Raw genomic sequence first — 25352 nt, forward strand, 5'->3', positions numbered from 1 at the left:
CTAAACGACAATCGTCATCCCGCAGCGGGATCTATGCTTTGAGATACCGCGAATAAATCGCGGTATGACGTAGAGCTCGCGTTAGCTACACTTTTATGCTTACCAACTCAGTATCCAATCAAAATCCTGGATTTCAGTGTCAAGCACTGAAATAACACCGAAAGGGCTACTGCTGTCTTGGATGGAAACCAGTGTCAGCTACTTGAATCTGCCACGCAAATTGCCTGCAAATTGCAATGTTCGTACAGCTGTGCGTCATGCGCTGGAATGGCATCAAGGGGTAACTTTTTATTTAAACAATGATTGTAAAATGATTATAATAAGAGATCTATTGAAATTTTAAAGTTATTAAATATTGACGCTATATACTTAAGTGTTAAAATAGAATGAAAAGTTTTTAGGAGTTTATATGGCAGCAGGTGGGAAAGCAAAGACAGCTAGTAAAAATAACCCTACTCAGCGTAAGAAAGCTGAGCAAAAAATGTATAAAGATAAACCGGTAAAACCTGTTAGATATATAGATCGTGATTCGCGCATGAATTATATGTCTGCTCAATATGACAACGGCAATCTGGTTGAAGATGAGGTAAGCGGCAATCCTATAAAGTGGGAAGCTGTATAATAGTTGTGGTTAAAGTTACTATTAATTCTAAGGAATGTGAAGTAGAGCATGGGCTCACTATAATTCAAGCTTGTGAAGTCGTGGGCGTTGAAATTCCACGTTTTTGTTATCATGAGCGTTTAGCAATTGCTGGTAACTGCAGAATGTGTTTGGTTGAAGTGGAGGGTGGACCTCCAAAACCAGTAGCCTCTTGTGCAATGCCAGTTGCAGAAGGGATGGTTATTCACACTGATACCCCTAAGGTTAAAAAAGCACGTGAAGGTGTGCTTGAGTTTTTGCTAATTAACCACCCGCTTGATTGCCCAATTTGCGATCAGGGTGGTGAATGCGATTTGCAAGATATCACGATGGCTTATGGGAAAGGAACCAGCAGACTTGATGAGCATAAGAGGGCTGTGCCAAAAAAACACTTCGGACCACTGATTGAGACTGCGATGAATCGATGCATTCATTGCACTCGGTGTGTTAGATTTTTGTCTGATGTTGCAGGTACAAATGAACTTGGAGGAATCGGAAGGGGAGAAAATGTAGAGATTAGCACTTACATAAAAAGGCATATTAGTTCTGAATTATCTGGAAATATCATAGATCTCTGCCCGGTAGGAGCTTTAACTTCAAAGCCTTACTCCTTTACAGCGCGTCCATGGGAGCTATCACATTGTGAGACTATAGATGTGCTAGATGCTGTGGGTAGCGCAATTAGAGTTGATTATCGTGGCCCGGAGGTTATGAGGATATTACCAAGGCTGAGCGAAGAGGTAAATGAAGAATGGATATCAGATAAAACCCGCTTTGCCTATGATGGACTAAAAGTTCAGCGTCTTGATCGACCTTATATAAAAAAAGATGGTAAATTAGCCCCAGTTGATTGGAATGAGGCATTAACTGTTGCTGCAAAGAAATTAAAGAATACAAAATCAAATAAAATAGCTGCAATTGCAGGTGATTTAGCAGATTGTGAGTCTATGCTTCTACTTAAAGAAATGATGCAGAAGCTCGGCTCGGGAAATATAGATTGCAGGCAGGATGGTGCAAAACTTATACCAAATAATCGTGGATCGTATGTGTTCAATACCACTATTGAAGGTATAGAGAATGCGGATTTGTGTCTGCTTATAAATACAAACCCAAGGATAGAAGCACCGATCATTAACGTAAGATTGAGAAAGAGATATTTACAGGGCAACTTTCCTGTTGCAAGTGTTGGTCCTAACATTGAATATTTGTATCATGTTGAGAAATTGGGCGATAATCCTGATATTTTGAGTGAAATAGCAAATGGAAATCATAAGTTCTGTAAGCTGCTGAGTGCTGCTCAGAGCCCTATGCTGATTATCGGTCAAGATGCATTAGTAAGAGACGATTCTGAATCAGTTCTAGTTCTAGCTGGCAAAATTGCAGAAAAATTTAACATGGTCAGAGATGACTGGAATGGCTTTAATATGCTGCATAAAGCTGCAGCAAGAGTTGGTGGGCTAGATATTGGGTTTGTTCCTAAAAAAGGCGAAAGGGATATTAATCAAATATTGGAACATGCAGAAAGTGGTGAAATAGAAGTTGTTTATCTTCTTGGTGCAGATGAAATTGACACATCAAAGTTAGAAAACACATTTGTAATTTATCAAGGTCATCACGGTGATAAGGGTGCACATGTGGCAGATGTTATCTTGCCTGGTGCTGCATATACAGAAAAATATGCAACTTATGTAAACACTGAAGGTCGAGTGCAAAGAACAAATTTAGCTGTATTTCCTCCAGGTGAAGCAAAGGAGGACTGGTTAATTATTAAAAATCTCTCGCAATATTTGGATCTCTCCTTACCATATGATAGTTTATTTGACGTGAGAAAAAAATTAGATACTATCGGTCCACAGTTTAGAAATGCTGATCAAGTGATAAAAAACACATGGGTACCAATCAGCAATGGTAAAATAAATTTAAGTAATACACCTTTTACTTTAAAGGAGTGTAATTTTTATATGACGGATTCAATAAGTCGCGCTTCAAAAATAATGGCAGATTGTACTAAAGCTTTTTATGAACACGCTAGTTAATATTTTATTTATTTTAGTACCGCTACTACTTTCAGTTGCATATTTGACATACTTTGAGCGTAAGGTCCTTGCTGCAATTCAACTGAGGCACGGCCCAAGTGTAGTTGGACCTTTTGGGCTATTGCAGCCATTTGCAGATGCTATTAAGCTCCTGATTAAGGAGCCGATAATACCATTTAGAGCGAGCACCATACTGTTCATTATGGCTCCAATGCTTACCTTTATCTTGGCATTAATTGCCTGGGCAGTTATACCGTTTGGTGCTGAAGTAATTGTAGAAAATGGCCAGCAAGTAGTTATTCCTAAGGTTATAGCAAATATTAATGTTGGAGTGCTTTACGTGCTAGCTATATCGTCGCTGGGAGTATACGGCGTAATTATTGCAGGCTGGTCAAGCAATTCTAATTATGCATTTCTTGGTGCTATACGGTCGGCTGCTCAGATGATTTCATATGAAGTTTCAATAGGCTTAATAGTTGCTGCAGTCGTTATTACCACTGGAACATTAAATCTTGGAGAGATGGTGGTAGCGAAACACAATATGCCATTTTGGGTTGATTTACTACTAATGCCTATAGGAATAATATTTTTTATTTCTTTGCTTGCAGAAACTAATCGTCACCCATTTGATTTACCAGAAGCTGAAGCAGAGCTAGTCTCTGGATATAACGTTGAATATTCATCCATGCCTTTTGCCCTCTTTTTTCTTGGAGAATATGCAAATATGATTCTAGCAAGTGCTATGATGACGATATTCTTTCTAGGAGGATGGTATCCTCCGTTAGAACTTGGTTTGCTTTATAAAATTCCAGGTTTAATTTGGTTCGTTTTGAAGATAATTATACTTTTATTCGTATTTATTTGGATTAGAGCAACAATACCTCGTTATCGATATGATCAGCTAATGCGCCTTGGTTGGAAAGTATTTCTACCAATATCGGTGCTTTGGGTAATACTCATTTCAGGGGTGTTGCTCTTTACTGGGAATTTGCCTGGATCCAATGTTTAATTTCCCAAATACAAGATTAAGACGCAGGCGCTCGAGCAAATGGGTTCGCAATTTAACAAGTGAAAATAGTTTATCAGTAAATGATTTAGTTTTTCCTCTATTTGTTCACGACAGAGAAGAAACAACTGAACCAATTTCTGGCTTACCAGGCGTAAAGTGTTATTCAATAGATGGATTAGTGTCTATAGTTAAGGAAGCTAAAGATTTAGGAATTAATGCTGTTGCAATTTTTCCTGTAGTTGATAGTAAACTAAAATCTGAAAACGCTGAGGAAGCATATAATTCTGACAACTTAATCTGCAGAGCAATTTGTGCTGTAAAATTAAAGGTACCTGAAATTGGTATTATTGCAGACGTTGCATTGGATCCATACACTATTCATGGCCATGACGGCATTTTAAAAGATAATCAGATGGATGTAGAAAACGATGAAACTATATCAGTACTGTGTAAGCAAGCACTTGCTTTAGCGAAGGCAGGATGTGATATAGTTGCTCCTTCTGATATGATGGATGGTAGAGTAGGAAGAATCAGAAAATCATTAGATGATAACAACTTTCAAGACGTATTAATATTATCTTATGCAGTGAAATATTGCTCTAGCTTCTATGCTCCATTCAGGCAAGTCGTTGGTTCATGTGGGCTATCACATTCTATAGACAAAAGTGGTTATCAAATGGATTATAAAAATGCGCACGAAGCAATGTGCGAAATTGAAATGGATATAAATGAAGGTGCAGACTTTATTATGATTAAACCAGGTATGCCATATTTAGATATTATCAAAACAGCAAGTGATAAGCTTAATTTTCCGATTTTTGCTTACCAAGTAAGCGGTGAGTACGCAATGATAAAAGCTGCTGCAAATAATAGCTGGCTAGATTATGACAAGGTGATTTATGAGTCTTTGATTGGTTTCAAACGTGCGGGTGCAAGTGCAATATTCACTTACGCTGCACTTGATATTGCAAAAAATTTAAGTGCATAAGCCCTATAAAATTATTAAATTTTTGGCGCACGTTCTTCTACTGTTGCTGCATATTACCTAAAATCTTCCAATACATGTTTTAAGTTATTGATAAGTCCGTTACAATACAGTATTATAAATAATATAAACCAAGTGTTACTTAGAACATGGGGATTTTTTTTAAATTTTTGGGGAAGATGCTAGGCAAGGTTTTTCCTGCTAAAACAGTAAGCTCTCTTTTAGGAATAGGATATTTACCAAGTTGGCAGAACTATTGGTCTTCTTTTTTAATATTATTTATTGTCGATGTTATATTAATTCTTACATATGGAGGCGAATACTTACTATATAAAATGCCAGACTCAGGAATAGTCGTAGCTGCTGTTTTTACAAAATTGGCAATAGTTATGTTAGTAATGCAATTAATTGGAATATTTATTTTTCATGCTCAAGACCCTTCAGCAAACAGTGGTGAAGAAATAGTAATACAAATAGCGTCAGGGCAAGTACTGACTGTAGCACTTTCAATGCCAGCAATAATGTCAATTTATTATGCTGTAAGTAAACTCTATGGGAATATATGTAAGCAGATGTTTCAATGCCCATTTTGGTTTAATGATTTTATGCACTTTTTCTTTTTTCTTATGATACCTTACGTATTTTTTAATGTCGTAGAAGTGATAAAACCATGGCCAATAAGTTCAATACAGCTCAGCTATAATAATGCAATGTCAATTACATTTGAGGGGATTTTTCACACATTTTATGCGGTGATTTTACTGTATTTAATAGCATTTATATTCTGCGATTTAACTATGCATGATGCAATTGTCCTAAATAAAAGCATAATTCAGTATGTGAGAGAAAGTTCAGCAGTCTTAGGTGATTATTTACATGATACTGTTAAAAAAATAGGTATTGAATAGTACTTATTTATTTATATATTTAGTATAAAAAGTGTGCAATTTGTGTGAACTTACAAAGTATAATAAAAGAGTTACAAGATTTTTGGGCTAGTGAAGGATGTGTTATACTTCACTCATACACATCTGAAGTTGGTGCTGGCACATTACATCCTGCAACAATTATGTCTGCAATTGATACAAAACCGACAAAAATTGCATATCTACAACCAGTAATTAGGCCAGCAGATGGACGCTATAGTGATAATCCTAATCGTTTGTATCAACATCACCAATATCAAGTTATAATAAAGCCATCTGGTAATAATTTACAAGACGTCTATTTAGATAGCTTAAAAGTTCTTGGCATATCTACAGAAAAATATGATATTAAGTTTGTTGAAGATGATTGGGAAAATCCAAGTGTTGGTGCATCAGGACTTGGATGGGAAGTTACATGCAATGGAATGGAAGTAACACAGCTTACTTATATACAGCAAGTTGGAGGGATTGACTGCAAGATGATTCCTGGTGAGGCGGCATATGGGTTGGAACGTTTAGCAATGTGCATACAAGGTGTAGATAATGTTTACGATATAATTTGGAACGATAACGGTGTAACTTACGGAGATATTTTTAAACAAAGAGAATATGAATTTTCTTATCTAGCGTTAGACTATTATGATACTAAAGTGGTACAGCAGCAATTCGAAGATACGGAAAAATTGTGCAAGTTCCTTATTGAAAAGGAGCTACCAATGGCAGCTTATGACCAATGTATTAAAACTAGTCACCTACTTAATCTGCTTGATGCAAGAGGTGTGCTTGGTGTGAATGAACGTACAGCTTATATTGGTAGAGTTAGAGAGCTGACAAAAAAATGTTGTGAATTGTACATGAGTAAATAGCGTATGTCGTTGCAGTTGTTATTTGAGTGCCTTTCAGAAGAAATACCACCGAGAATGCAGAATTCAGCTACAGTTCAAGTTAAGAGCTGTATTGCCAATGTTTTTAACAAAAATAATGTAAAATTTACATCAATGGAGGTTTTTATAACGGCACGTCGCATTACCCTATTTGTCGACAACATAAATGCTTTGGAGCTAAAGGATTCCAATAACGAAGTTAAGGGACCAAACATTAACGCACCAAAAAGTGCTATCGAAGGTTTTTTAAGAAAATATCAGAAAAATGAAGAAGATTTGCTCGTTCGAAAAGTAAATAATGAGGATTTTTACTTCATTAAAAGAGAAAGCTGCTCATTTAACATTCAAGAGTTTCTTAAAAATCAACTAGGAGAAATATTAAAAAATTTCTCTTGGCCAAAAAGTATGAGATGGGGCAAAGGAAAAGAAAGGTGGGTTAGGCCAATTAAAAACATTTTATGCATTTTAAATGACGAAATAATACCTGTGTCTTTTGCAGGGATCACAGCATCTAACACAACATATGGCCATCGATTTCTCTCAAGTGGTACAGCGTTAACTGTTAAAGCACCTAAAGACTATTTTGAATTGCTAGAAAAAAACAGTGTAATTCTCCAAATGGACAAAAGAAAGCAATTTATACTAGATCAGATTAATAAATTCACAAAAGAGCAGAATTTACAACTTGAGAAAAATGATTATTTACTAAATGAATTGACAGGGCTTATAGAGTGGCCAATCGTACTGTTTGGTGAAGTGAATCAAGAAAAGTCATTTGGATTACCGAAGGAAGTAATACTTAGTATAGTTAATACACAACAAAAATACCTTGCTTTAAGTAATGGAAAGAGAATTTCACACTTTGTCACTGTTGTCAACGTCAACAATGGTGAAGTTGTTAAAGGACACGAAAGAATATTAGAAGCACGTCTTGCTGATGCCCAATTTTTAATATCTCAAGATAAAAAGGAAAATCTAGATTATTATGTCAAAAAATTAGGTTTGATATTATTTCATGCTTCACTTGGCAGCGTGGGGGAAAAGGTGAAGCGTATTACGGCTCTGTCAAAGTATATAGCTATATTTATTCCACATGCTTCGCTGATAAAAGTTGAACGCGCTGCATATTTGGCAAAAGCTGATTTGGCAACATCGATAGTAAGAGAGTTTCCAGAATTACAAGGAGTAATGGGTGGATATTATGCTTCTTATTTTCAAGAAGATAGAGAAATAGTGGAAGCTATAACTGAGCATTATAAGCCAATCGGGCCAGAGCAAGAGTGTCCTAAATCTCCTTCTGCAATTGCTGTGTCAATTGCAGACAAAGTGGATAGCTTAGTTGGTTTAATTGCAGCAGGTGAGAAAATCTCTGGTTCGTATGATCAGTTTGGTTTGCGGAGAATGACAATTGGTATAATTAGGACAATACTTGAAAATAATTTGCATATTCCAATTAGGCTACTGATAGACAAGTCAGTATCTTTATATTCAAGACTTCTATTTAATAAAAATACAACGTCAGCTGATAAGCCAAATAGAAAACAAATTTCAGAACTAGTATTGAGATTCTGCTTAGAAAGATTCAAGGTTATTTTAAAAAATAGAGATATAAGGCAAGATATTATAGATTCAATACTACATAAAATCGATATTAATGATCTGCTGACAGCAGAAAAGCAAACTGTTATATTGGATCGTTATCTTAGTATGCCAGAAGGTGAACAGATTCTAAGCACTTACAAAAGAGTCAGTAACATGATGAGCAAAGTAAGAAAAAGTGATGGCACTACTTATAGTGCATCTTACGGTAAGAGGTTTTTGATTGAAAGTGAAGAAATTGCGCTATCAAATTGTGCTATAACTGCTTGTAAAAACATAAAACAAGCGATAAAAAATAACCACTTTAATGTAGCACTTGATGAACTTGCTGGTTTTGCTCCGTTTATCAATCAGTTTATGGACAGTGTAAAGATTAACTGTGATTCTGATAAGCTGAGAAGAAACAGATTATCTTTGCTTGAAAATGTAGTTTCCATCTTTCATTTAGTAGCAGATTTTAACCTCATACAGGTTAAGCAATGGATAAATGCTTAGGCAACTATAAAGAACAAATCAAATCATCTCCACAGTCCTGTGGCGTGTATAAGATGGTCGGAGATAAGAATAAAGTTTTATATGTTGGAAAAGCAAAAAACTTAAAGTCAAGGTTATCCGACTACCTTCAATTCGAAAATCTTTCTGAACGAATTAGAGTTATGCTCTCACAAGTTATTAAGGTTGAAATATTCATCACTGAGAATGAAATCGAAGCACTGCTTCTTGAAGCACAGCTAATAAAATCATTGAAACCACTTTATAATATTGTGCTTAAGGATGGAAAATCTTATCCTTATATAACAATTTCCAAGCACGATTATCCAAGAATAGCAAAATATAGAGGCAAATTTAAGAAGAATGAGTTTCATTATTATGGTCCCTTTACATCTGCCGCTGCTGTTAAGCAAACTATATTGTCATTGCAAAAAGCTTTTCTCCTAAGAGTATGTTCAGATCAATACTTTTCCTCAACAAAAAGACCATGTATTGAATATCAAATTAAGCGCTGCTCAGCACCATGCGTAGATAAAATCACAAAAGACGACTACTGCCAATCAGTAAAACAGGCACGAAATACATTGCTTGGAAGAAATAAGGAAGTGAAAGAACAGTTACTTTTCACAATGAGAAAGTGCAGCAGTGAAGAAAACTATGAGCTTGCTGCTATATATAGAGATCGGGTAAAGTTTCTTGAGCAAATTCAAATACAGCACACGGATTTTTCTTTTGAAAAAGATGCAGATTTCTTCAGTATTGTACGTGAAGAGGATCTAGCATGTATTAGTGTGTTATCGTTTAGAAATAAAGACAACTACGGCAGCACTCCTTACTTTGCCGAGAACTGTGGTGATCACTCAAATGATGAAATTTTATCCACCTTTTTGGTCAATTTTTATAATTCAGCTAACATACCTCCAATACAAATTTACGTTCCAGATTCTATTGTGGATAAGGAAATTATAGAACAAGCACTATATAAGGTTGCTCAAAAGCCAGTAAAAGTTCTGCATGCAAAGAATAAAAAAGAGCGTGATTTATTGAAATTTGTTTATGATAACTCTCAGCATAGCTTAGAGCAGAAGCTTATCGATTATAGAAATAACCTAGAAAAGCTTGAAGAGCTTAGCAAAATCTTCTTGTTACCAAACATTCCAAAGCGTATTGAGGTTTATGACAATAGCCATATATTTGGAAACCAACAAATTGGTGTAATGGTTGTTGCAGGGCAGGAGGGTTTTTTAAAAAGTGAGTACAGAAAATTTACTATAAAGGAAAAATTTTCAGGCGATGACTATAAAATGATGAGGGAAGTGCTAACCAGACGTTTCTCCGGCAATATAAAAGGCATAATACCTGATTTTTTACTGATTGATGGTGGACCAGGACATGTTTCCATAGTACAGAATGTACTGGAAGTATTGAATATAAACGTTCCTTTTGCTTGTATGGCAAAAGGTCCTGATCGTAACGCAGGAAATGAAAGATTTTATATGCTGGGCAGGGAAGAATTCAGTCTGGCAAATGACAGCAAAGTCATGCTTTACTTACAATCGCTGCGTAATGAAGCCCACCGTTTTGCGATAACTTCACATAGAAAAAAACGCGATAAACAGTTTATAGTTTCACAATTAAGCAAAATACCCGGCATCGGCAACAAAAGAAAAAAAGCGTTGATGTCTTATTTTGGTTCAGTGAAAAATATAAGCAAAGCTTCTCTGGCTGAAATTCAAAACGTACATGGAATTAGTAAAGGTTTAGCAGAAGTCATTCTTAAACACGTGAATTATAAGAGAGGAGTACTGGAATGACACAAAACCCGTTTTATTATTAGGGAATTTATATCTTAAAACCGCAAAAAAAGGTGTGCGTATTTGTGAAAAAAAATCTCCATAAAATTTGTGAAGCAATGTGGTGGGACTAGTGCGATTCGAACGCACGACCTTCGGATTAGGAGTCCAACGCTCTATCCTGCTGAGCTATAGTCCCGTGTTTCCTACCATTCATGTAAAGTTATAGCAAAAAATCCTTTCTTTTCTAGATTTCTTGCATAACCAATTTATGACGACAAAAAACATTTCTGTACTTCTTGAGTATAATGCTATTATATTTAATAACATGGTTTAAGTAAGATTAATGCTAGTTAACAATATTGGTTATTTCTATAACAATCAAAACGACTTTGCTTTAAGCAATATAAACATTAAAGTAAAGAAAGGAAATGTTGCATGTTTATTGGGGCATTCTGGCTGTGGCAAGTCAACAATTTTGAAATTAATTGCGGGGATAGAAAATCCAAAATCTGGAACTATTTTTATAAATGATAGGTTAGTTGCGAGCAATAAGGCATCAGTCGCTATAGAGCATAGAAATATCGGATTGATTTTTCAGCATTCTGCATTATTTCCTCATAAAACAGTAGTAGAAAATATAACCTTTGCTATCCGCAGCTCTTCCAAGAGAGAAAAGCACCTAATTGCATTGGAAATTTTGAAGTTACTCAATATAGAAAAATACGAAAATATGTACCCTAACGCCTTATCTGGAGGACAGCAACAATTAGTTGCAATAGCAAGAGTGATGGCACAAAACCCTGATGTTGTGTTGTTAGATGAACCATTTTCTAATTTAGATATACTGCTCAAGTGCCGAATAAGACAACATATATTGTCCCTTTTTAGAAGTAAAAATATCCCTGTGCTAATGGTAACTCATGACCCGCAAGAAGCATTGAAAGTTGCAGATTTTATCTACGTAATGAAAAATGGTAAAATTATTCAATCAGGAGTTTCTAGCGATATATACCATAAGCCTAAAGACGATACGCTAGCAAAGTTTTTTAGTGAGCTCTCTTCTACTCTACAGTTAAGCGAAAAGTTTCCACTTATTCGCTGCAAGAAAATAATCTAGTTTGGGATTGTTATAAAATAATTAAAAAACCTTGATTTATAATTAAATAAAGGTGATATAATCTATGTGTTACTTGACTTCAGTCAAGTTTTAATATTTAAAGGTCAATATTTTAAATGGAGGTGAAAATGAGTTTAGGACCATGGCAATTGTTTCTAGTCTTAATAATAATTTTAGTTCTGTTTGGTGCAGGCAGATTACCGCAAGTTATGGGTGATTTAGGAAAAGGCATCAAAAACCTTAAACAGGAGCTTAAGGACTCAGAAAAATTATCGTCTAATGAACCAGATCGTTAGCGTCCTCATACTTCGTGACATGCACCTTAGTGCATGTCATCTGTTTAAAAACTTAGTCAGGTTAAAGAATGAAAGAGATGAAGTGTTGGTATGAAATAAATAACAAATATTGAAATACAGCAACAACTATGTTAGCTTAAGAGGAATATTTTATTAAAGGATAATTGTGCAAAAAAGTGAGAAACTAACTAAAGATAAAAAACTAGCTTCTGATATTCTAAAAGAGGTTGCAGATACCAATAACAATGATAGCAATAAAGTAACTTTGTTTGACATTAAAACAGCTTTGCATGAGCGCGGTTTTGGTATTTTAATAATCATCTTCTCCTTGCCGCTATCGGTGCCTATACCGGTTCCACCTGGTTATACAACTATTCTTTCTATACCTTTAATCTTATTCTCACTGCAGCTTCTATTTGGATTTGATTCTCCTTGGATGCCCAGTTGGCTAGAAAGAAGATCTTTTCAGCGTTCAACACTAGCTCTTGTGGTAGAGAAAACTTCCCCTGTATTAGAAAAAATAGAAAAATTCATGAAGCCAAGACTGTCTTTCATTTTCTATGGGCCTGGTGAGAAGATTCTGGCTTTTATGATGTTGCTTTGTGCAATAATAATAGCTCTTCCATTACCTTTTACTCACTTCCTTCCTGCAATTGGCACAACTCTTATTTCACTTAGCATTATGAGTAAAGACGGGTTTCTATCCATATTGGGAGTTTTAGTATCATTGTGCGCGTTGTTGCTTACTCTTGTTGTAATAGTCAAAGGACCACAACTTATAACCGGAGCACTTTCTCTTCTTAAAAGCTTTACAACACTTTAACAAAAGAACGAATTACTAGCGCAAAATGAATAATGTATATTGAAATAAAACAATAATTGTGTTAAGAATTATTTTTATCAAAGGTTTTTCGTGTCAAAAAATGATAAGTTGACTAAAAGTGATAAATTAGCTTCTGATATTCTAAAAGAAGTTGCAGATACCAATAACAATGATAGCGATAAAGTAACTTTGTTTGACATTAAAACAGCTTTGCATGAGCGTGGTTTTGGTATTTTAATAATCATCTTCTCCTTGCCGCTATCGGTGCCTATACCGGTTCCACCTGGTTATACAACTATTCTTTCTATACCTTTAATCTTATTCTCACTGCAGCTTCTATTTGGATTTGATTCTCCTTGGATGCCCAGTTGGCTAGAAAGAAAATCTTTTCAGCGTTCAACACTAGCTTTTGTGGTAGAGAAAACTTCTCCAGCATTAAAAAAAATAGAAAAGTTCATGAGACCAAGAATGTCTTTTATTTTCTATGGGCCCGGTGAAAAAATTTTAGCTTTTATAATGCTGCTTTGTGCGTTATCAATAGCTCTTCCACTACCTCTTACTAACTTCATTCCTGCAATTGGTACGACTCTTATTTCGCTTGGTATCATGAGTAAAGATGGGTTTCTATCCATATTGGGAGTTCTAATATCATTGTGTGGGTTATTGCTTACTCTTGTTGTAGTAGTCAAAGGGCCACAACTTATAATTGGGGCATTTTCTTTTCTCAAAAGCTTCGTATATGGTTAGGCTTTACAACACCTTAACAAAAAAAAAGGAACTTTTTACACCAATCGATCAAGATCATGTGAAAATGTATGTTTGCGGACCAACAGTATATGACACAGCACATATAGGCAATGCACGGTCTGTTGTTGTGTATGATGTGTTATTTCAGCTACTTAAGTTTTGTTATGGCAAAGTTACCTATGTGCGTAACATAACCGACATTGATGATAAGATAATTAATGCAGCAAGCGAGAAAAATAGCAACATAGAAAGTATAACCACATATTACATTAAAGCTTTTCATGATGATATGGAAAGCATAAATTGTAAAGAGCCAACACACGAGCCAAAAGCAACGGAAAACGTAGATTATATTATAAAATTAATTGAACATTTGCTGCAATCAGGCCACGCTTATGAATCTGACAAACACGTGTATTTTAATATAGAATCTTACCATGAATATGGTGCTTTATCAGGAAAAAAAACTGATGAATTGGTTCCAGGTAGCAGAGTTGAAGTTAATGAAAATAAAAAGCACCCGGGAGATTTTGTGCTGTGGAAGCCTGCAAATGATATTGACTACAAACTTTCAAGTTATTGGAATAGCCCATGGGGAGAGGGCAGACCTGGATGGCATATAGAATGCTCAGCAATGTCATATGCTTACCTTGGCAAAGATTTTGATATTCATGGTGGCGGCATAGATTTACAATTTCCTCACCATGAAAATGAAATTGCACAGAGTAAGTCCGCATTTGCTGGATCAATGTTTGCAAAATACTGGATACATAACGGCTTTCTTACAGTAAATGAAGAAAAAATGAGCAAGTCCTTATTTAATATAGTCAAAGTAAGAGATTTGCTAGATAGTGGAATAAAGGGTGAAGTAATACGCTATGCACTGCTCAAAACTCACTACAGAAAACCACTTGATTGGACAGAAAACGTTATTTCTGATGCACAGGAAACCTTAAACAAATTTTATCGGTTATTACGTGGTTTAGATATAACGAATATTGATGAAAGTAACGCAGAGATTTCTAAAGATTTTATAGACGCTTTAAAAAACGACTTAAACATCCCTGAAGCTCTAGCTATATTACATGAAATGGCTGCAAAAATTAACAAAATGAGTAATGAAAGTGAAAAGCTTAAATTAACTGAGAGTTTTGTTAAGAGTGCCAGATTTATTGGTCTTCTTGAGTCAAGTTATCAAGAGTGGTTTACTGCTGGTGTGAGTCATCAAGAAATAGAAAGATTGATAGATTTAAGAAGAGCAGCAAAACAAAATAAAGATTATAATACTGCAGACAAAATAAGGGACCAGTTGAAACAAATAGGGGTTACAATTTCTGACAATGAAGATGGTACAACAACCTGGTAAATTCATATGGAAAACTACTTCCTGTTATTCACAGATAGTCTAGTATCATCATTAGTCTTACCCATACATCAAGGTTTTGTATTCAATACCATGCTTTATTTCAGGTCGTATCACACTCCACTACTTATGTTATTTTTTGGAGTACTAGGATCAAGCCTTGGTGGAATAGTTAACTGGTACTTAGGTAGAATAACAATCTCTATACGAAAATCATACCACAAATTAGAAAACGAATATACAACGCCAAAAGTTACAAAAAATTTGCTAATTTTTGCAACTTTATTACTTTCGTGGGTGCCAGCACTTGGAAGTGTGATTCAAATTTTATCAGGTTATTTCAAGTTAAACCTTTATATCCTTGCCCCTTTAATCATTCTATCTAATTTCTTCTATTTATTATATCTAATACTTACTTTTGGAGTATAACAGCTATAGTATTACAGCTATTAAAGCCCACTTCCGTCATTCTATGCCTTGATAGAAGCGGAGCTATAAATTAAATGCAAAATTCAGTAGTCATAGGATGCACCATGAGCTAAAAGCAATTCCACAAGCTCTTGGTGATTATTATTAGCTGCATAATACAATGCTGTTTTTCCTTCATTATTTTTAGCGTTAACATCGGCGTTGTGTTTTAGCAGTATTTTTGCCACAGCAACTTTTCCCATTACGGCAGCAAAGTGTAGTGGCGTATCGTCATCTTTGTTCTTGGTATTAACACCTTTTTCGGCAAGGTATTCTACTATTTCCAAATTTTCACGAAAAACAGCACAGTGTAATGGAGTCAAGCCATCTTTATCCATAGCATTGACATTAGCGCCTTTGTTTACAAGATGTTCTACTACATCTAAATCACTATTACTAGCAGCTAAATGCAGAGGTGTTTTATAATAAATATCCCTAGAATTAATATCAGCTCCTTTCTCTATAAACTTTTTCACTACAGCTAAGTAGCCTAGATAAGCAACCGAGTGTAGAGGAGTTGTACCGTCATTATCTTTTATGTTAATGTCTGTACCCTTTTCATCTATCAAGTATTCTACTACATTCAAGCTTCCACCCTGAGCAGCATAGTGCAACAGAGTACTGCCGTCTTTGCTCTTAGCACTAATGTCAGCACCTTTACTAACAAGGTACTTTACTACATCTAATCTTCCATTATAAACAGCAAAGTGTAATGGAGCGTGACCAGAATTATTTTCAACATTAACAGCCATTATCAATTTACCTGGGAAATGTGTTGATATATGTGTGAGTATAGCCTTAATTGCTTTAAAATCACCACTTGCAGCAAGCAAGTGCAAAGGAGTACTTTTCTTTATAAAAAATGGTTTCCTATGTATACAAGATGAGTTAAAGTAAAAATCATCAATCAACTTACCATATTTACTTGCATATTCCCAAATAGACACAATGTGACTGATTGCTATATCACCACTATTTATCAATTCCAGAGCTTTTCTAAGAACTTCTTCTTCCCGGACTGCCTTTTGTAAATTCAACTCAGTTACTTTCTGCACTAGTCTGTGAATGTTTGCCACTCCTTTTTTTAAGTCAATTATTGAATATCTATCGAGTAGCTCAACAGCCTTCCATAACTTTTCCTTATCCTCTGCTATTAACTTTGAAAAGACTTCTTCTATATGAATCTTGTCAGGAGCAAGATAAGCCATTACTTCTAGAATCTTCAATGCTTCTGGCCCACATTCTCTTTTTGCTATAGCATCAATCGTAATTTTCCAAGCTATGAATGTTGTTTTAGTATAACGGTCACTTTTATATTTAGACTCAAAGTCGAGCAGTTTCTCTGCTTCTTTTTCATACCTTTTTAGGTAGTCACTAACCCCAACTCTTTCTTCACCTCTGCGACTTAATACAATGTTGCTTTCATTTATATATGCAATTGCTTGCCCCAAAGCTAGTGGGAAATATTGTAACTCCTCTATTAGTTTTTTTATTTCTTCATCTTGTAAATTATCTTTTATATTTAAAGCCCTCTTGACAAACCTTATAGCCTCCGTTTTTTTGAATACACCTAGCTGTATTGTTTTTATTTTTTCCTCGTCTTCTGCTATTCTCCAATCTTTATTACGAGAAGTAATTAAAATGTAAGGTTTTTTATGTCTAGGGTGTAAAGATGAAGGTAAAAACCTTTTAATGTCTTCATATCCCTCAGCATTATCAAAAATGAACAGGCTTCTCCTTCCCCTTCTTGCAAAAAAAGCATATACTTCTCTAACAATGTTTTCTATCGTCTTGTCCCTTTCGTGCCTATCTTTGGTAGGAATGCCTAATCTATTATTAGCTAAATCCAGGAAAGAATTTTTCATAGTTTCAGTGCTTTCAGCATCTATCCAGATAGCATTAACATAATAATCCTTTCCATATTTGTAAGTATATTTCCTAGCCAACTCACTTTTACCTACTCCTCCAAGACCGCTAATAGAGGCAACCTGCGATATCACCGCTTGTTTTTTTGCACTTCTTTGTAGCATATTATGCAGAGCTGTTAACACTCTGCCTCTACCAGTAAAAGATGCCACTGGCTCTATTATGCCAAACCATACCGCTCCTAAAATTTCCTCTCTTATTCTTTCAAGAAGAGCTTTTGCTTTCTCATATGATAGAAACTCCTCTTCTTCTTTTTCCAGCAAAATCAGCACTTCTTCCTGGTAACGGCTGTAGAAGTGACTTGCATCAGTATTGCTGAATTCCTTGCCCAATTCACTCTTAATAATTTCACTAAGTTCAGTTCCGCTTGGCAAATTGACTGCAAATACTAATTTATTTAAAAAGTCTTCTATTTCTTTATCGCTGACTTCTCTACCTACCTCACGCTTTATAAAATTCTTATTCTCCTGCAAGTATGAGATAATGCTATCATCAAATTTATATCTTACACCATCACCTACATCCAGAAATTCATCTTGTGTGTCTATTCTTATGACTGAAATTTCCTTTCCTTTATTCTTCCCACTCGGCATCATTCTCAGCTTTCTTACTGGATGCGATGTCGAATCCGCGGAATCAAAATCATCATTTGTAATAATGACAAAATCCTCTATTTCACCCTCAAACTCTCCACTACTTTTGATCTTTAAATAAGCAATGAGATATTTTATTAAGCCAAACGCACCATTCTTTCCCGGTGTTAATAAGTCACCTATACTGATCTTTTTGTGCCTACCCTGCCTGTGCTTGACTTGTATGAATCTATGTACTATTTTCCCATCTTGTTCATACCGAAGAACAATATCATCAAAATCCTTAGCTGATTTTTTCTCTGTGAATAGGCGGAAAGAATACTCTCTATCTACTGCATGTTTAGGAAACAGCATTAGCCATCTCGCTTGATACATAATACCATGAAAGGTGCGCTTAACCGCCGAGCAGGATAATCTTACAGGCACCTCACTCTAATCTCTCACTCAAAATTGAATTCACAACATCAGGGCTGGCTTTTCCCTTGGTGAGTTTCATGACTTCACCAACAAAGAAACCATATAATTTTGTTTTACCGCTTTTGTATTCTTGAACTTTATCTTGGTTGTTATTGATGATTTTGTCGATAACTTCTGCTATTTGACCTCTATCGGTTATTTGCTTTAGGTCTTGCTCTTCTATAGTTAGAGATGCAGGTTTGCCAGTTTCAAACATACTATCGAATACCTGTTTGCCAAGTTTAGCAGAGATCGTTCCATCAACAATAAAATCTAAGAGTTCGGACAAAGCATTTGCTTTGATTGGAGAGCTCGCAATATCAATACCTGCTTTATTCAAACGACCAAAAAGCTCTACGGTTAACCAGGTAACCGCGAGTTTTGAATCATGTTTTTTTATCAATTCCTCAAAATAATCAGCAATTGCCTTATCGGAAGTAATGACGTTTGCATCGTATTCATTGATACCTAATTCCTCAATGTATCGCAGCTTTTTTTGATCTGGCAACTCGGGCAAAGATGATTGAATTAAATCAATTTTCTCCTGGCTTACCTCAACAGGTAATAAATCAGGCTCAGGGAAGTATCTATAGTCGCTTGCATCTTCTTTGTTTCGCATCACTTTTGTTTTTCCCGAAGCAACGTCAAACAATAAGGTATCTTGACTTATTTCTTCCCCACCTTCTAAAATTTCAATTTGTCTTTGTATTTCATAGTCTATAGCTTGCACAATATAACGTATCGAGTTCAGATTTTTTATCTCACAACGAGTGCCAAATGTGCTACTGCCTTTTAGGCGGACAGAAACATTTGCATCACAACGAAGTGATCCCTTTTCCATATCACCATCACACGAACCAATGTAACGCAAAATCTGCCTCAATTTTTTCATGCATTCTGCAGCTTCCGCAGATGAACGGAGATCTGGTTCTGAAACAATTTCCATTAAAGCAACCCCTGCACGATTTAAATCTACATAAGTTTTGCTTTCCTCATGAACGCTCTTTCCTGCATCTTGCTCTAAATGAATTCTCGCAATTCTTATTTCTTTTTCATTGTCGTTGATAAATACTCTACCGTTTTTAACTATTGGCTCAAAAAACTGAGTTATCTGGTAACCTTGTGGTAAATCAGGATAAAAATAATTTTTCCGATCAAAGTAAGAATACTTATTAATTTCTGCAGAAAGTGCAAGACCAGTGCGTATTGCTTGCTCTATGCAGTAATAATTTAGTATTGGCAGCGTACCTGGCATTGCCGCATCAACTAGAGAAACTTGAGTGTTATGCTCAGCACCAAATTCCGTTGATGAGCTAGAAAATAGCTTCGTATTAGAAGAAACTTGAGCGTGTACCTCAAGCCCAATTACCGCTTCCCAATCCTCTTTCGTCATGTATTTTATTTAAATGATAATCTTAATATTCTGCAAAATTAGCACAAAAAGTCAAAACAAAACTCATGTTAGCTAAGTGGTATGCAGATTGTTTTACCCATAGAAACGGGTTAAATGCAAAAGATTACTTGACAAGCTTCGCCAGCCCTCTTATCATAAAATTGAAGCTATTTATTTATCTTCTCTGTACAGATTAAATGACAAAAAAACTCACGTATCTGGCGTCTCATGTTTAATTTTTTGCACTATGTGCACCTTATGTCTTTATAAAACTTCTACCTACATAAGCTGAAACGCGCTTATAAAGCGTTTAAAACATAAAAAAACGCCAACTTAAAAAATGGATAGTGAATAACTAGCTACCCTAGGGTTTCTTTTGCCTTTTTTTCTGTTTAGTAAATTTCTTAACGTTTATAATTTAGATTAGTTGCGGTTTAAAAGCAACTGAATCGCGGTTATTAAGTGTTTAGAATAAAAAAACGCCATACTTGAAAGTATAATGTAAGTAATTAGCCAACCACGGGGCTTCTTTTGCCTTTTTTTTCGTTTGGTAAATTTCTTAATGTTTGTAGCTAAACGATAACCGTCATCCCGCTACTTGTTAGCGGCCGAGATACCGCGAATGAATTGCGGTATGACGTAGGATTGCTGTCATTCCAGTGCCAAGCACTGGGATCCAGCCTTTATTATTTGGTTGAAATTAAGTCTTCTGGATCCCAGTGTCAGCTACTTGGATGACACCATTCTTTTTCCTGGATTCCAGTGTCTGGGCACTGGAATGACATCCTCCCTTGTGGAGATTGCTCTCAAATCACAATGTTCGTACAGCTATGCAAACACAAAGGTGTCATTCCAGCGCGTGACGCTGGAATCCAGTTGAGCTATTTCAACAAAAATACTGCATTTTGAGATGAACGTCTATTCTCACCAGACTTATTTACAAGTATAACAATTAAAGTCTGGATTCCAGTGTCAAGCACTGGAATGACATCATAGGGGCACTGCCCTTTTGGATGGAAACCAGTGTCAGCTACTTAGATGATACCTTTTTTCTACTTAGTTTGGGTTATGCAAGAAGTCTATTGCATTCCTGAGCAATTTGATTCATTATTCTTTTTGTAAAAAATTTTCTTAACTTTCTCTCCACTTTTTTGGTAAGGTCACTTTAAAGGAAGTCTAATAGATGCTACATAGAAATCCAGATGAGTTTCTAAAGTCTATTCCAAAAGATAAGCGCATAATGTGCCTTGACATGGGAGAAAAGCAAATAGGCATAGCATTTAGCGATAAAACACAGCTCATAGCCACAGCTCATAGCATATATCACAGAAAAAATATGAGCAAAGATTTAGGTTATCTGCATAGAATATTCAAAGAAAATGAATCTGGATCAATGGTAATAGGACTACCATTAAAAATGGACGAGCAAGAAACTAAATGGTGTAAAACTATAATCCAATTCGCAAATAAAATAATAAAAAAATATAAAGTAAATATATACTTACAAGACGAAAGCTTCTCAACATCTATCGCAACTCATACACTAAAAATTACTGGAATATCAATCACAAAATCGAAAAAAATAGATGATAAAATCTCCGCATGTATTATTTTGCAACGAACGTTAGACAAGATAAATACAATCAAATAGTTTTTCCAGATCTGGAAATCTTCAAACTGAATCCCATATAAAAGTTACTCAACAAAACAAGAACCTTTCGTATAAGCATGACAAATTGCTACAGCAAGAGCGTCAGCAGCATGGTGGCATTTTATACTCAAATTTTTAACTATTTGCTTCACCATAAATATCATCTGATCCTTATCAGCATGGCCATTTCCGGTAATGCTTTTTTTTACATAGTTTGCGTCATATTCATTTATAGTTAGATCTGTTATTTTTAACGCTAAAATTACAACCCCTCTTGCATATCCTAAAGTTAGTGAAGATTTAGGATTTTTATTAACAAAAATTTTCTCCACCGCAGCTTCATTCGGAGAGTATAGGGAAATTACTTTCTTTAATTGTTCAAAAATTATATGTAGGCGTTCACCTGTACCCAATTTACCATCAGTTGATATGGTACCGCCGCCCAAAAATTCAATATTATTTTTTTCGTTCAGGCTGATAATGGCCCACCCAGTCTTGCTTATTCCTGGATCTAGACCTATTATTTTAACCACTTAATAAACGCTTAACCAATAGACAAACAAAAATAAAAATATCCAGACTACATCTACAAAGTGCCAATACCAGGAGGCAAACTCAAAGCACAAATGGTCCTGAAGTGTAAATTGGCCTTTCCGTGCTCTAAATAAACACACTGATAAAAATATTATTCCTATTATAACGTGTGCGCAGTGAAAACCGGTAATCATATAAAAATTGGATGTATAAATAAGCTTTTCTCCTGTTTCTTGTAGAGAAAAACTCGCTTCATGATACTCTATTGCTTGCACTATTATAAAAAAAACTCCAAGCAATATAGTTATGGACAGCATTTTAATCATGCTCTTTTTATCATTTTTAAGTAAAGAGTGATTTGCCCAAGTAATTGTTGTACCAGAAAGCAATAATATTAATGTATTCATGAATGGTAGTGACCACGGATCAGGTGGCAAAATTCCCTCAGGGGGCCATTCAACTTTTTTTGCAGGAGAAAACGCCTCAAATAAAAAAACTGGATCAAGCCAGGCTTTAAAGAATGAACAAAAGAACACTATAAAAAATACGACCTCCGAGAGAATAAACAAGTACATTGCAAATTTGAGTCCATGTTTTACAATGGCAGTGTGACATTTGTCATAAATGGCCTCCCTTATTACATCTCTCCACCAATAAAACAGCACCCCTGATACTGCGGAGATTCCCAAAACTAAACAAAACATTCCGACAATTTGTTTATGAAGCGCGCCAACTAATCCAAGTGCAAGAATAAGAATTGCTGCTGATACAGCAATTGGCCAAGGGCTTGGATCCACTAAATGAAAATCATGTTCTTTACTTTTCATAGCATTTTAAAAAATACTTATTAAGGATACAAATTAGCTTAAAATTGTCAATGTTCCTTAGGAAATTGATTGAATCTTGAAAAATTATATGCACCGTTCAAAAAATCTAACACAAATTGTGCAGTTATTCTAAACAACTCAAGCATTCTGCTCTTTTCGTTTTCTCTTGCTCTGCTGCAATATCCATCAACAATATTTTCCAAAATAATGCATCCAGACTTTACTGAATCACTGTAACAAAAATTAAACCAATCCCTATATCTATTATTTTTCTTGAATCTATTTTTCATGCTATCAACGACAGTCTCGTATATAAACATGCAAGAATACAAAACCGTCATAGCCTCATAGGTATTACTATGCGAGATGTATAAAAGAAAATTAGTGAAATTAAAACACTCAAGAGATTTCTTTTCGCGACTTATACCGTACATAGTAAAGTAGTAGTCATATAGCATTCTATTAACAGTCACTACTCTTTGGGCTACTTCAGCAAGCGAGATAATACTACTATAATCTTCCATTTTGGATGCAGTAATTAAGGTGGTACGAATATAATCACCTAAGAACAACGTCTTTTGTTGAGCATAGAATTTGAAGTTCTCTATATTTAGGGTGTTATTCGCTAACTCAACATTAAAAGGATGCTCAATTATATCCTTTAAAAGATTTGACCCGTAACAGCTCCTAATTATGCCACTGAACACTGTAGTTACCGATAAAAGATCAAGTTAACGTAAATAATCCGCTGCTAATATTCTTTGCTAGATATATTAGAGTAATATGCCTCATCCCAAAACATTATTTCTAATTCCAGCCCTTTCTTAAAAAACTCATACATCCTCTTTTTTTCACAGTCACTAGCTTTTTTATATAGCTTATTTGTAATATCAGTAACCTCATCAATTACAGCATTTACTGTTTCGCTACTATAAATGTTGATCCACTCTTTGTATTTGTTATTTTTAACCCCTTTAGTTGTTATCTCATTTACCATATGGCGTATAACGATTTGGTATATGTTAAAGCAAGAATAAGATGCTACTAAAGCTTCATTAACAGAATTGTGATATGCGGCACTCATGAAAAAGTCAGTAAAGGCAGAACAAGCTCTTGACTTTTTGTGATCATCAGATAGATCACAATCTTCAAAATATTTTTTATACTGTTCTCGAACATAAAATGCTCCTTGTGCCAAATTGATTAAACTACTCATCATTTCAATATCATCAACTCTAGCTGCAACAATTAAAAAAGCACGAGCGCAATCTATACAATACAGAAAATCCTGCTGAAGGTAGAATTTGAATTTTTCATAATCTAATGTATTATTTATCAATTCAACATTAAAAGGGTGTTCTTTTATTTTATCAATAAGATCAGAAAACTCTTTTACAATTACGTTGTACAGTTCTCCTTCTATTTCGTTATACACTTTATAAGCCTCACAATAAAAATTGAATATAAAAATTATTACTAATGTGGTATAATTATTATGAAAAAGCGTGCTATGCTTTAACAATAAGCTAGTATATAAATATGGGGCTGTAAATCAAAAATTTTAGCAATCTAAAGAAATTTTACTATTACCTTCTATATTGAATTCTCTACAAAGATCAGCAGATAAGTCCATGTTTTCCCAAGAAAATCCACCGTCCCTTTCCGACTGTTTACCAAAATGTCCATAACAGGCTGTACGTTTATATATAGGATGATTAAGCGATAAATGCTTGATTATGCCTTTTGTTGATAAATCTATATTATTCTCGATAAACTTTTTAATTACTCTTTCCTCTACCTTATTCGCACCAAATGTATCAATATAGAATGAAGTAGGTTTTGATACACCAATTGCATAAGAAAGCTGCACAAGACAACGTTCAGCCAAACCTGCAAAGACAATATTTTTAGCAAGATATCTTGCCATATAAGCCGCAGATCTATCAACTTTGGTTGCATCTTTTCCGGAAAACGCTCCTCCACCGTGTGGAATATAACCTCCATAAGTATCAACCATAATTTTTCGTCCGGTTAATCCACAATCACTAACCGGTCCACCAATAACAAATCTACCAGTTGGATTGACTAAGAGATTTTCCTCAGGACACATCCATCCTTCAGGTAAAGATGAAACTATGTAAGGGTAAATTATTTCTTTTACTTTTGATTGATCCAAATCCTCAGGGTGCTGTATTGAGACAATAATACTTTCAGCACGTACCGGGAGGTTATTCTCATATGCCAAAGTGATTTGTGACTTTGCATCTGGACCAAGTTTTGCTTCTTTAACTGCGCTCATGATATTTTTCAGAATCGAGTGTGCATAAAAAATGGGTGCCGGCATAAGGTTTTCTGTCTCTGTTGTTGCATAGCCATACATTATGCCCTGATCTCCAGCACCTTGATCCAACCCTATTGCAATGTCATTTGATTGCTCATGCAGCAATATATTTACTTTCACTTTTCTCCAGTGGAACCCATCGTGCTTGTAACCAATATCTTTTATTGTATTCCGTACAATACTTTCAATCCTGCTATTTTTGATGTTAGGCCCAAACACTTCCCCAGCTATAATAACGTTATCTTTGGTGACTAAAGTCTCTATTGCAGCTCGCGCAAAAGGATCAGTAAAAAGGTACTCATCAAGTATTGCATCTGAAATTTGATCTGCTACTTTATCTGGATGACCAGCCGCCACTGATTCACTGGTTACTAAATTTTTATATAAACTCATGTTTTTGCTTATACAATATCAAAACCGCTATAGAAAACACAGTTAGTAACTACTAAA

Annotated in this window: 23 protein-coding genes and 1 tRNA gene; 16 read left to right on the forward strand and 8 right to left on the reverse strand. The window is 35.1% G+C overall.

Translation table 11 applies throughout. The annotated features are described in order from the left end of the window. Positions 1-409: 409 nt before the first annotated feature. From ABWU72_RS04160 to uvrC, 8 genes are all read left to right on the forward strand, one after another. A complete protein-coding gene (locus ABWU72_RS04160) occupies positions 410-622 on the forward strand; it encodes a hypothetical protein (protein ID WP_006279675.1) in 213 nt (70 codons plus the stop codon). Positions 623-627: 5 nt separating this feature from the next. After that, complete coding sequence (gene nuoG, locus ABWU72_RS04165; protein ID WP_155969574.1) at positions 628-2676, forward strand: NADH-quinone oxidoreductase subunit NuoG; 2049 nt, start codon at positions 628-630, stop codon at positions 2674-2676. After that, positions 2660-3685 carry an NADH-quinone oxidoreductase subunit NuoH gene (gene nuoH, locus ABWU72_RS04170; protein WP_015588803.1) on the forward strand — a complete coding sequence of 342 codons (1026 nt, stop codon included), beginning with the start codon at positions 2660-2662 and terminating at the stop codon, positions 3683-3685. The genes nuoG and nuoH overlap by 17 nt, the downstream gene beginning before the upstream one ends. Continuing rightward, entirely contained in the window at positions 3678-4673 is a 996-nt protein-coding gene (hemB, locus tag ABWU72_RS04175) for a porphobilinogen synthase (protein ID WP_155968812.1), read from the forward strand. Before nuoH ends, hemB begins: the two co-directional genes overlap by 8 nt. A 146-nt stretch (positions 4674-4819) precedes the next feature. Beyond that, positions 4820-5578 (forward strand): phosphatidylglycerophosphatase, encoded by a 759-nt coding sequence (locus ABWU72_RS04180; protein ID WP_155968810.1) that lies wholly within the window; start codon positions 4820-4822, stop codon positions 5576-5578. A 44-nt stretch (positions 5579-5622) separates the two neighbouring features. Next, positions 5623-6462 (forward strand): glycine--tRNA ligase subunit alpha, encoded by an 840-nt coding sequence (locus tag ABWU72_RS04185; RefSeq protein ID WP_155968808.1) that lies wholly within the window; start codon positions 5623-5625, stop codon positions 6460-6462. 3 nt (positions 6463-6465) lie between these two features. After that, positions 6466-8574, forward strand: a complete 2109-nt coding sequence (glyS, locus tag ABWU72_RS04190) for a glycine--tRNA ligase subunit beta (RefSeq protein ID WP_213863469.1) — start codon at positions 6466-6468, stop codon at positions 8572-8574. Continuing rightward, positions 8559-10385: an excinuclease ABC subunit UvrC gene (gene uvrC, locus ABWU72_RS04195; protein ID WP_155968803.1), complete on the forward strand. Its 1827-nt coding sequence runs from the start codon at positions 8559-8561 to the stop codon at positions 10383-10385. Before glyS ends, uvrC begins: the two co-directional genes overlap by 16 nt. A 101-nt stretch (positions 10386-10486) precedes the next feature. On the opposite strand, the gene ABWU72_RS04200 is transcribed toward uvrC, so the two are convergent. Beyond that, positions 10487-10563 (reverse strand) — tRNA-Arg (locus tag ABWU72_RS04200). A 147-nt stretch (positions 10564-10710) separates the two neighbouring features. Between ABWU72_RS04200 and ABWU72_RS04205 the strand changes: the two genes are divergently transcribed. From ABWU72_RS04205 to ABWU72_RS04230, 6 genes are all read left to right on the forward strand, one after another. Beyond that, positions 10711-11484: an ABC transporter ATP-binding protein gene (locus tag ABWU72_RS04205; protein WP_006280146.1), complete on the forward strand. Its 774-nt coding sequence runs from the start codon at positions 10711-10713 to the stop codon at positions 11482-11484. 128 nt (positions 11485-11612) lie between these two features. Then, a complete protein-coding gene (locus ABWU72_RS04210; RefSeq protein WP_006013840.1) occupies positions 11613-11780 on the forward strand; it encodes a twin-arginine translocase TatA/TatE family subunit in 168 nt (55 codons plus the stop codon). 166 nt (positions 11781-11946) lie between these two features. Continuing rightward, complete coding sequence (locus tag ABWU72_RS04215) at positions 11947-12603, forward strand: exopolysaccharide biosynthesis protein (RefSeq protein ID WP_010962397.1); 657 nt, start codon at positions 11947-11949, stop codon at positions 12601-12603. Positions 12604-12693: 90 nt separating this feature from the next. Continuing rightward, complete coding sequence (locus tag ABWU72_RS04220; protein WP_353283917.1) at positions 12694-13350, forward strand: exopolysaccharide biosynthesis protein; 657 nt, start codon at positions 12694-12696, stop codon at positions 13348-13350. Next, positions 13343-14716 (forward strand): cysteine--tRNA ligase, encoded by a 1374-nt coding sequence (gene cysS, locus ABWU72_RS04225; RefSeq protein ID WP_174515915.1) that lies wholly within the window; start codon positions 13343-13345, stop codon positions 14714-14716. Before ABWU72_RS04220 ends, cysS begins: the two co-directional genes overlap by 8 nt. 6 nt (positions 14717-14722) lie before the next feature. After that, positions 14723-15142 carry a DedA family protein gene (locus ABWU72_RS04230; protein WP_155968794.1) on the forward strand — a complete coding sequence of 140 codons (420 nt, stop codon included), beginning with the start codon at positions 14723-14725 and terminating at the stop codon, positions 15140-15142. An 83-nt stretch (positions 15143-15225) separates the two neighbouring features. Here ABWU72_RS04230 and ABWU72_RS04235 read toward each other — a convergent pair whose 3' ends face one another. Then, the gene (locus tag ABWU72_RS04235; RefSeq protein ID WP_174516105.1) at positions 15226-18075 is read right to left on the reverse strand and encodes an ankyrin repeat domain-containing protein; all 2850 of its coding nucleotides are present in this window, start codon (positions 18073-18075) and stop codon (positions 15226-15228) included. Positions 18076-18127: 52 nt separating this feature from the next. Further along, positions 18128-19549 (reverse strand): Asp-tRNA(Asn)/Glu-tRNA(Gln) amidotransferase subunit GatB, encoded by a 1422-nt coding sequence (gatB, locus tag ABWU72_RS04240; RefSeq protein WP_353283918.1) that lies wholly within the window; start codon positions 19547-19549, stop codon positions 18128-18130. A gap of 730 nt (positions 19550-20279) precedes the next feature. On the opposite strand from gatB, the gene ABWU72_RS04245 reads away from it, so the two are divergent. Together ABWU72_RS04245 and ruvX are read left to right on the forward strand one after the other, a co-directional pair. Next, positions 20280-20429, forward strand: a complete 150-nt coding sequence (locus ABWU72_RS04245) for a hypothetical protein (protein ID WP_162000089.1) — start codon at positions 20280-20282, stop codon at positions 20427-20429. Between the two features lie 303 nt (positions 20430-20732). Further along, positions 20733-21200: a Holliday junction resolvase RuvX gene (gene ruvX, locus ABWU72_RS04250; protein WP_010082183.1), complete on the forward strand. Its 468-nt coding sequence runs from the start codon at positions 20733-20735 to the stop codon at positions 21198-21200. A 44-nt stretch (positions 21201-21244) separates the two neighbouring features. Here ruvX and ruvC read toward each other — a convergent pair whose 3' ends face one another. From ruvC to metK, 5 genes are all read right to left on the reverse strand, one after another. Next, positions 21245-21733: a crossover junction endodeoxyribonuclease RuvC gene (gene ruvC, locus ABWU72_RS04255; protein WP_155968785.1), complete on the reverse strand. Its 489-nt coding sequence runs from the start codon at positions 21731-21733 to the stop codon at positions 21245-21247. Then, complete coding sequence (locus ABWU72_RS04260) at positions 21734-22561, reverse strand: cytochrome c oxidase subunit 3 (RefSeq protein ID WP_006279354.1); 828 nt, start codon at positions 22559-22561, stop codon at positions 21734-21736. A gap of 47 nt (positions 22562-22608) precedes the next feature. Next, on the reverse strand, positions 22609-23268 hold the full coding sequence (locus ABWU72_RS04265) for a TenA family protein (protein ID WP_353283919.1): 660 nt from the start codon (positions 23266-23268) through the stop codon (positions 22609-22611). A 44-nt stretch (positions 23269-23312) separates the two neighbouring features. Further along, positions 23313-23996, reverse strand: a complete 684-nt coding sequence (locus tag ABWU72_RS04270) for a TenA family protein (RefSeq protein ID WP_038249063.1) — start codon at positions 23994-23996, stop codon at positions 23313-23315. 126 nt (positions 23997-24122) lie between these two features. Continuing rightward, positions 24123-25295: a methionine adenosyltransferase gene (metK, locus tag ABWU72_RS04275; RefSeq protein WP_151807781.1), complete on the reverse strand. Its 1173-nt coding sequence runs from the start codon at positions 25293-25295 to the stop codon at positions 24123-24125. Positions 25296-25352: the final 57 nt, after the last annotated feature.

Origin of the sequence: Wolbachia endosymbiont (group A) of Lypha dubia (assembly GCF_964028575.1) — a bacterium.
Taxonomy (GTDB): domain Bacteria; phylum Pseudomonadota; class Alphaproteobacteria; order Rickettsiales; family Anaplasmataceae; genus Wolbachia; species Wolbachia pipientis.

Bases quoted from the DNA above. Each gene is read 5' to 3' on its own strand.
- ABWU72_RS04180 (WP_155968810.1), top strand. From the start codon at position 4,820: ATGGGGATTTTTTTTAAATTTTTGGGGAAGATGCTAGGCAAGGTTTTT.
- gatB (WP_353283918.1), bottom strand. From the start codon at position 19,549: ATGACGAAAGAGGATTGGGAAGCGGTAATTGGGCTTGAGGTACACGCT.
- ABWU72_RS04230 (WP_155968794.1), top strand. From the start codon at position 14,723: ATGGAAAACTACTTCCTGTTATTCACAGATAGTCTAGTATCATCATTA.
- ABWU72_RS04260 (WP_006279354.1), bottom strand. From the start codon at position 22,561: ATGAAAAGTAAAGAACATGATTTTCATTTAGTGGATCCAAGCCCTTGG.
- uvrC (WP_155968803.1), top strand. From the start codon at position 8,559: ATGGATAAATGCTTAGGCAACTATAAAGAACAAATCAAATCATCTCCA.
- glyS (WP_213863469.1), top strand. From the start codon at position 6,466: ATGTCGTTGCAGTTGTTATTTGAGTGCCTTTCAGAAGAAATACCACCG.
- cysS (WP_174515915.1), top strand. From the start codon at position 13,343: ATGGTTAGGCTTTACAACACCTTAACAAAAAAAAAGGAACTTTTTACA.
- nuoH (WP_015588803.1), top strand. From the start codon at position 2,660: ATGAACACGCTAGTTAATATTTTATTTATTTTAGTACCGCTACTACTT.
- ruvX (WP_010082183.1), top strand. From the start codon at position 20,733: ATGCTACATAGAAATCCAGATGAGTTTCTAAAGTCTATTCCAAAAGAT.
- ABWU72_RS04210 (WP_006013840.1), top strand. From the start codon at position 11,613: ATGAGTTTAGGACCATGGCAATTGTTTCTAGTCTTAATAATAATTTTA.
- ABWU72_RS04160 (WP_006279675.1), top strand. From the start codon at position 410: ATGGCAGCAGGTGGGAAAGCAAAGACAGCTAGTAAAAATAACCCTACT.
- ABWU72_RS04205 (WP_006280146.1), top strand. From the start codon at position 10,711: ATGCTAGTTAACAATATTGGTTATTTCTATAACAATCAAAACGACTTT.
- ABWU72_RS04235 (WP_174516105.1), bottom strand. From the start codon at position 18,075: ATGTATCAAGCGAGATGGCTAATGCTGTTTCCTAAACATGCAGTAGAT.
- metK (WP_151807781.1), bottom strand. From the start codon at position 25,295: ATGAGTTTATATAAAAATTTAGTAACCAGTGAATCAGTGGCGGCTGGT.
- hemB (WP_155968812.1), top strand. From the start codon at position 3,678: ATGTTTAATTTCCCAAATACAAGATTAAGACGCAGGCGCTCGAGCAAA.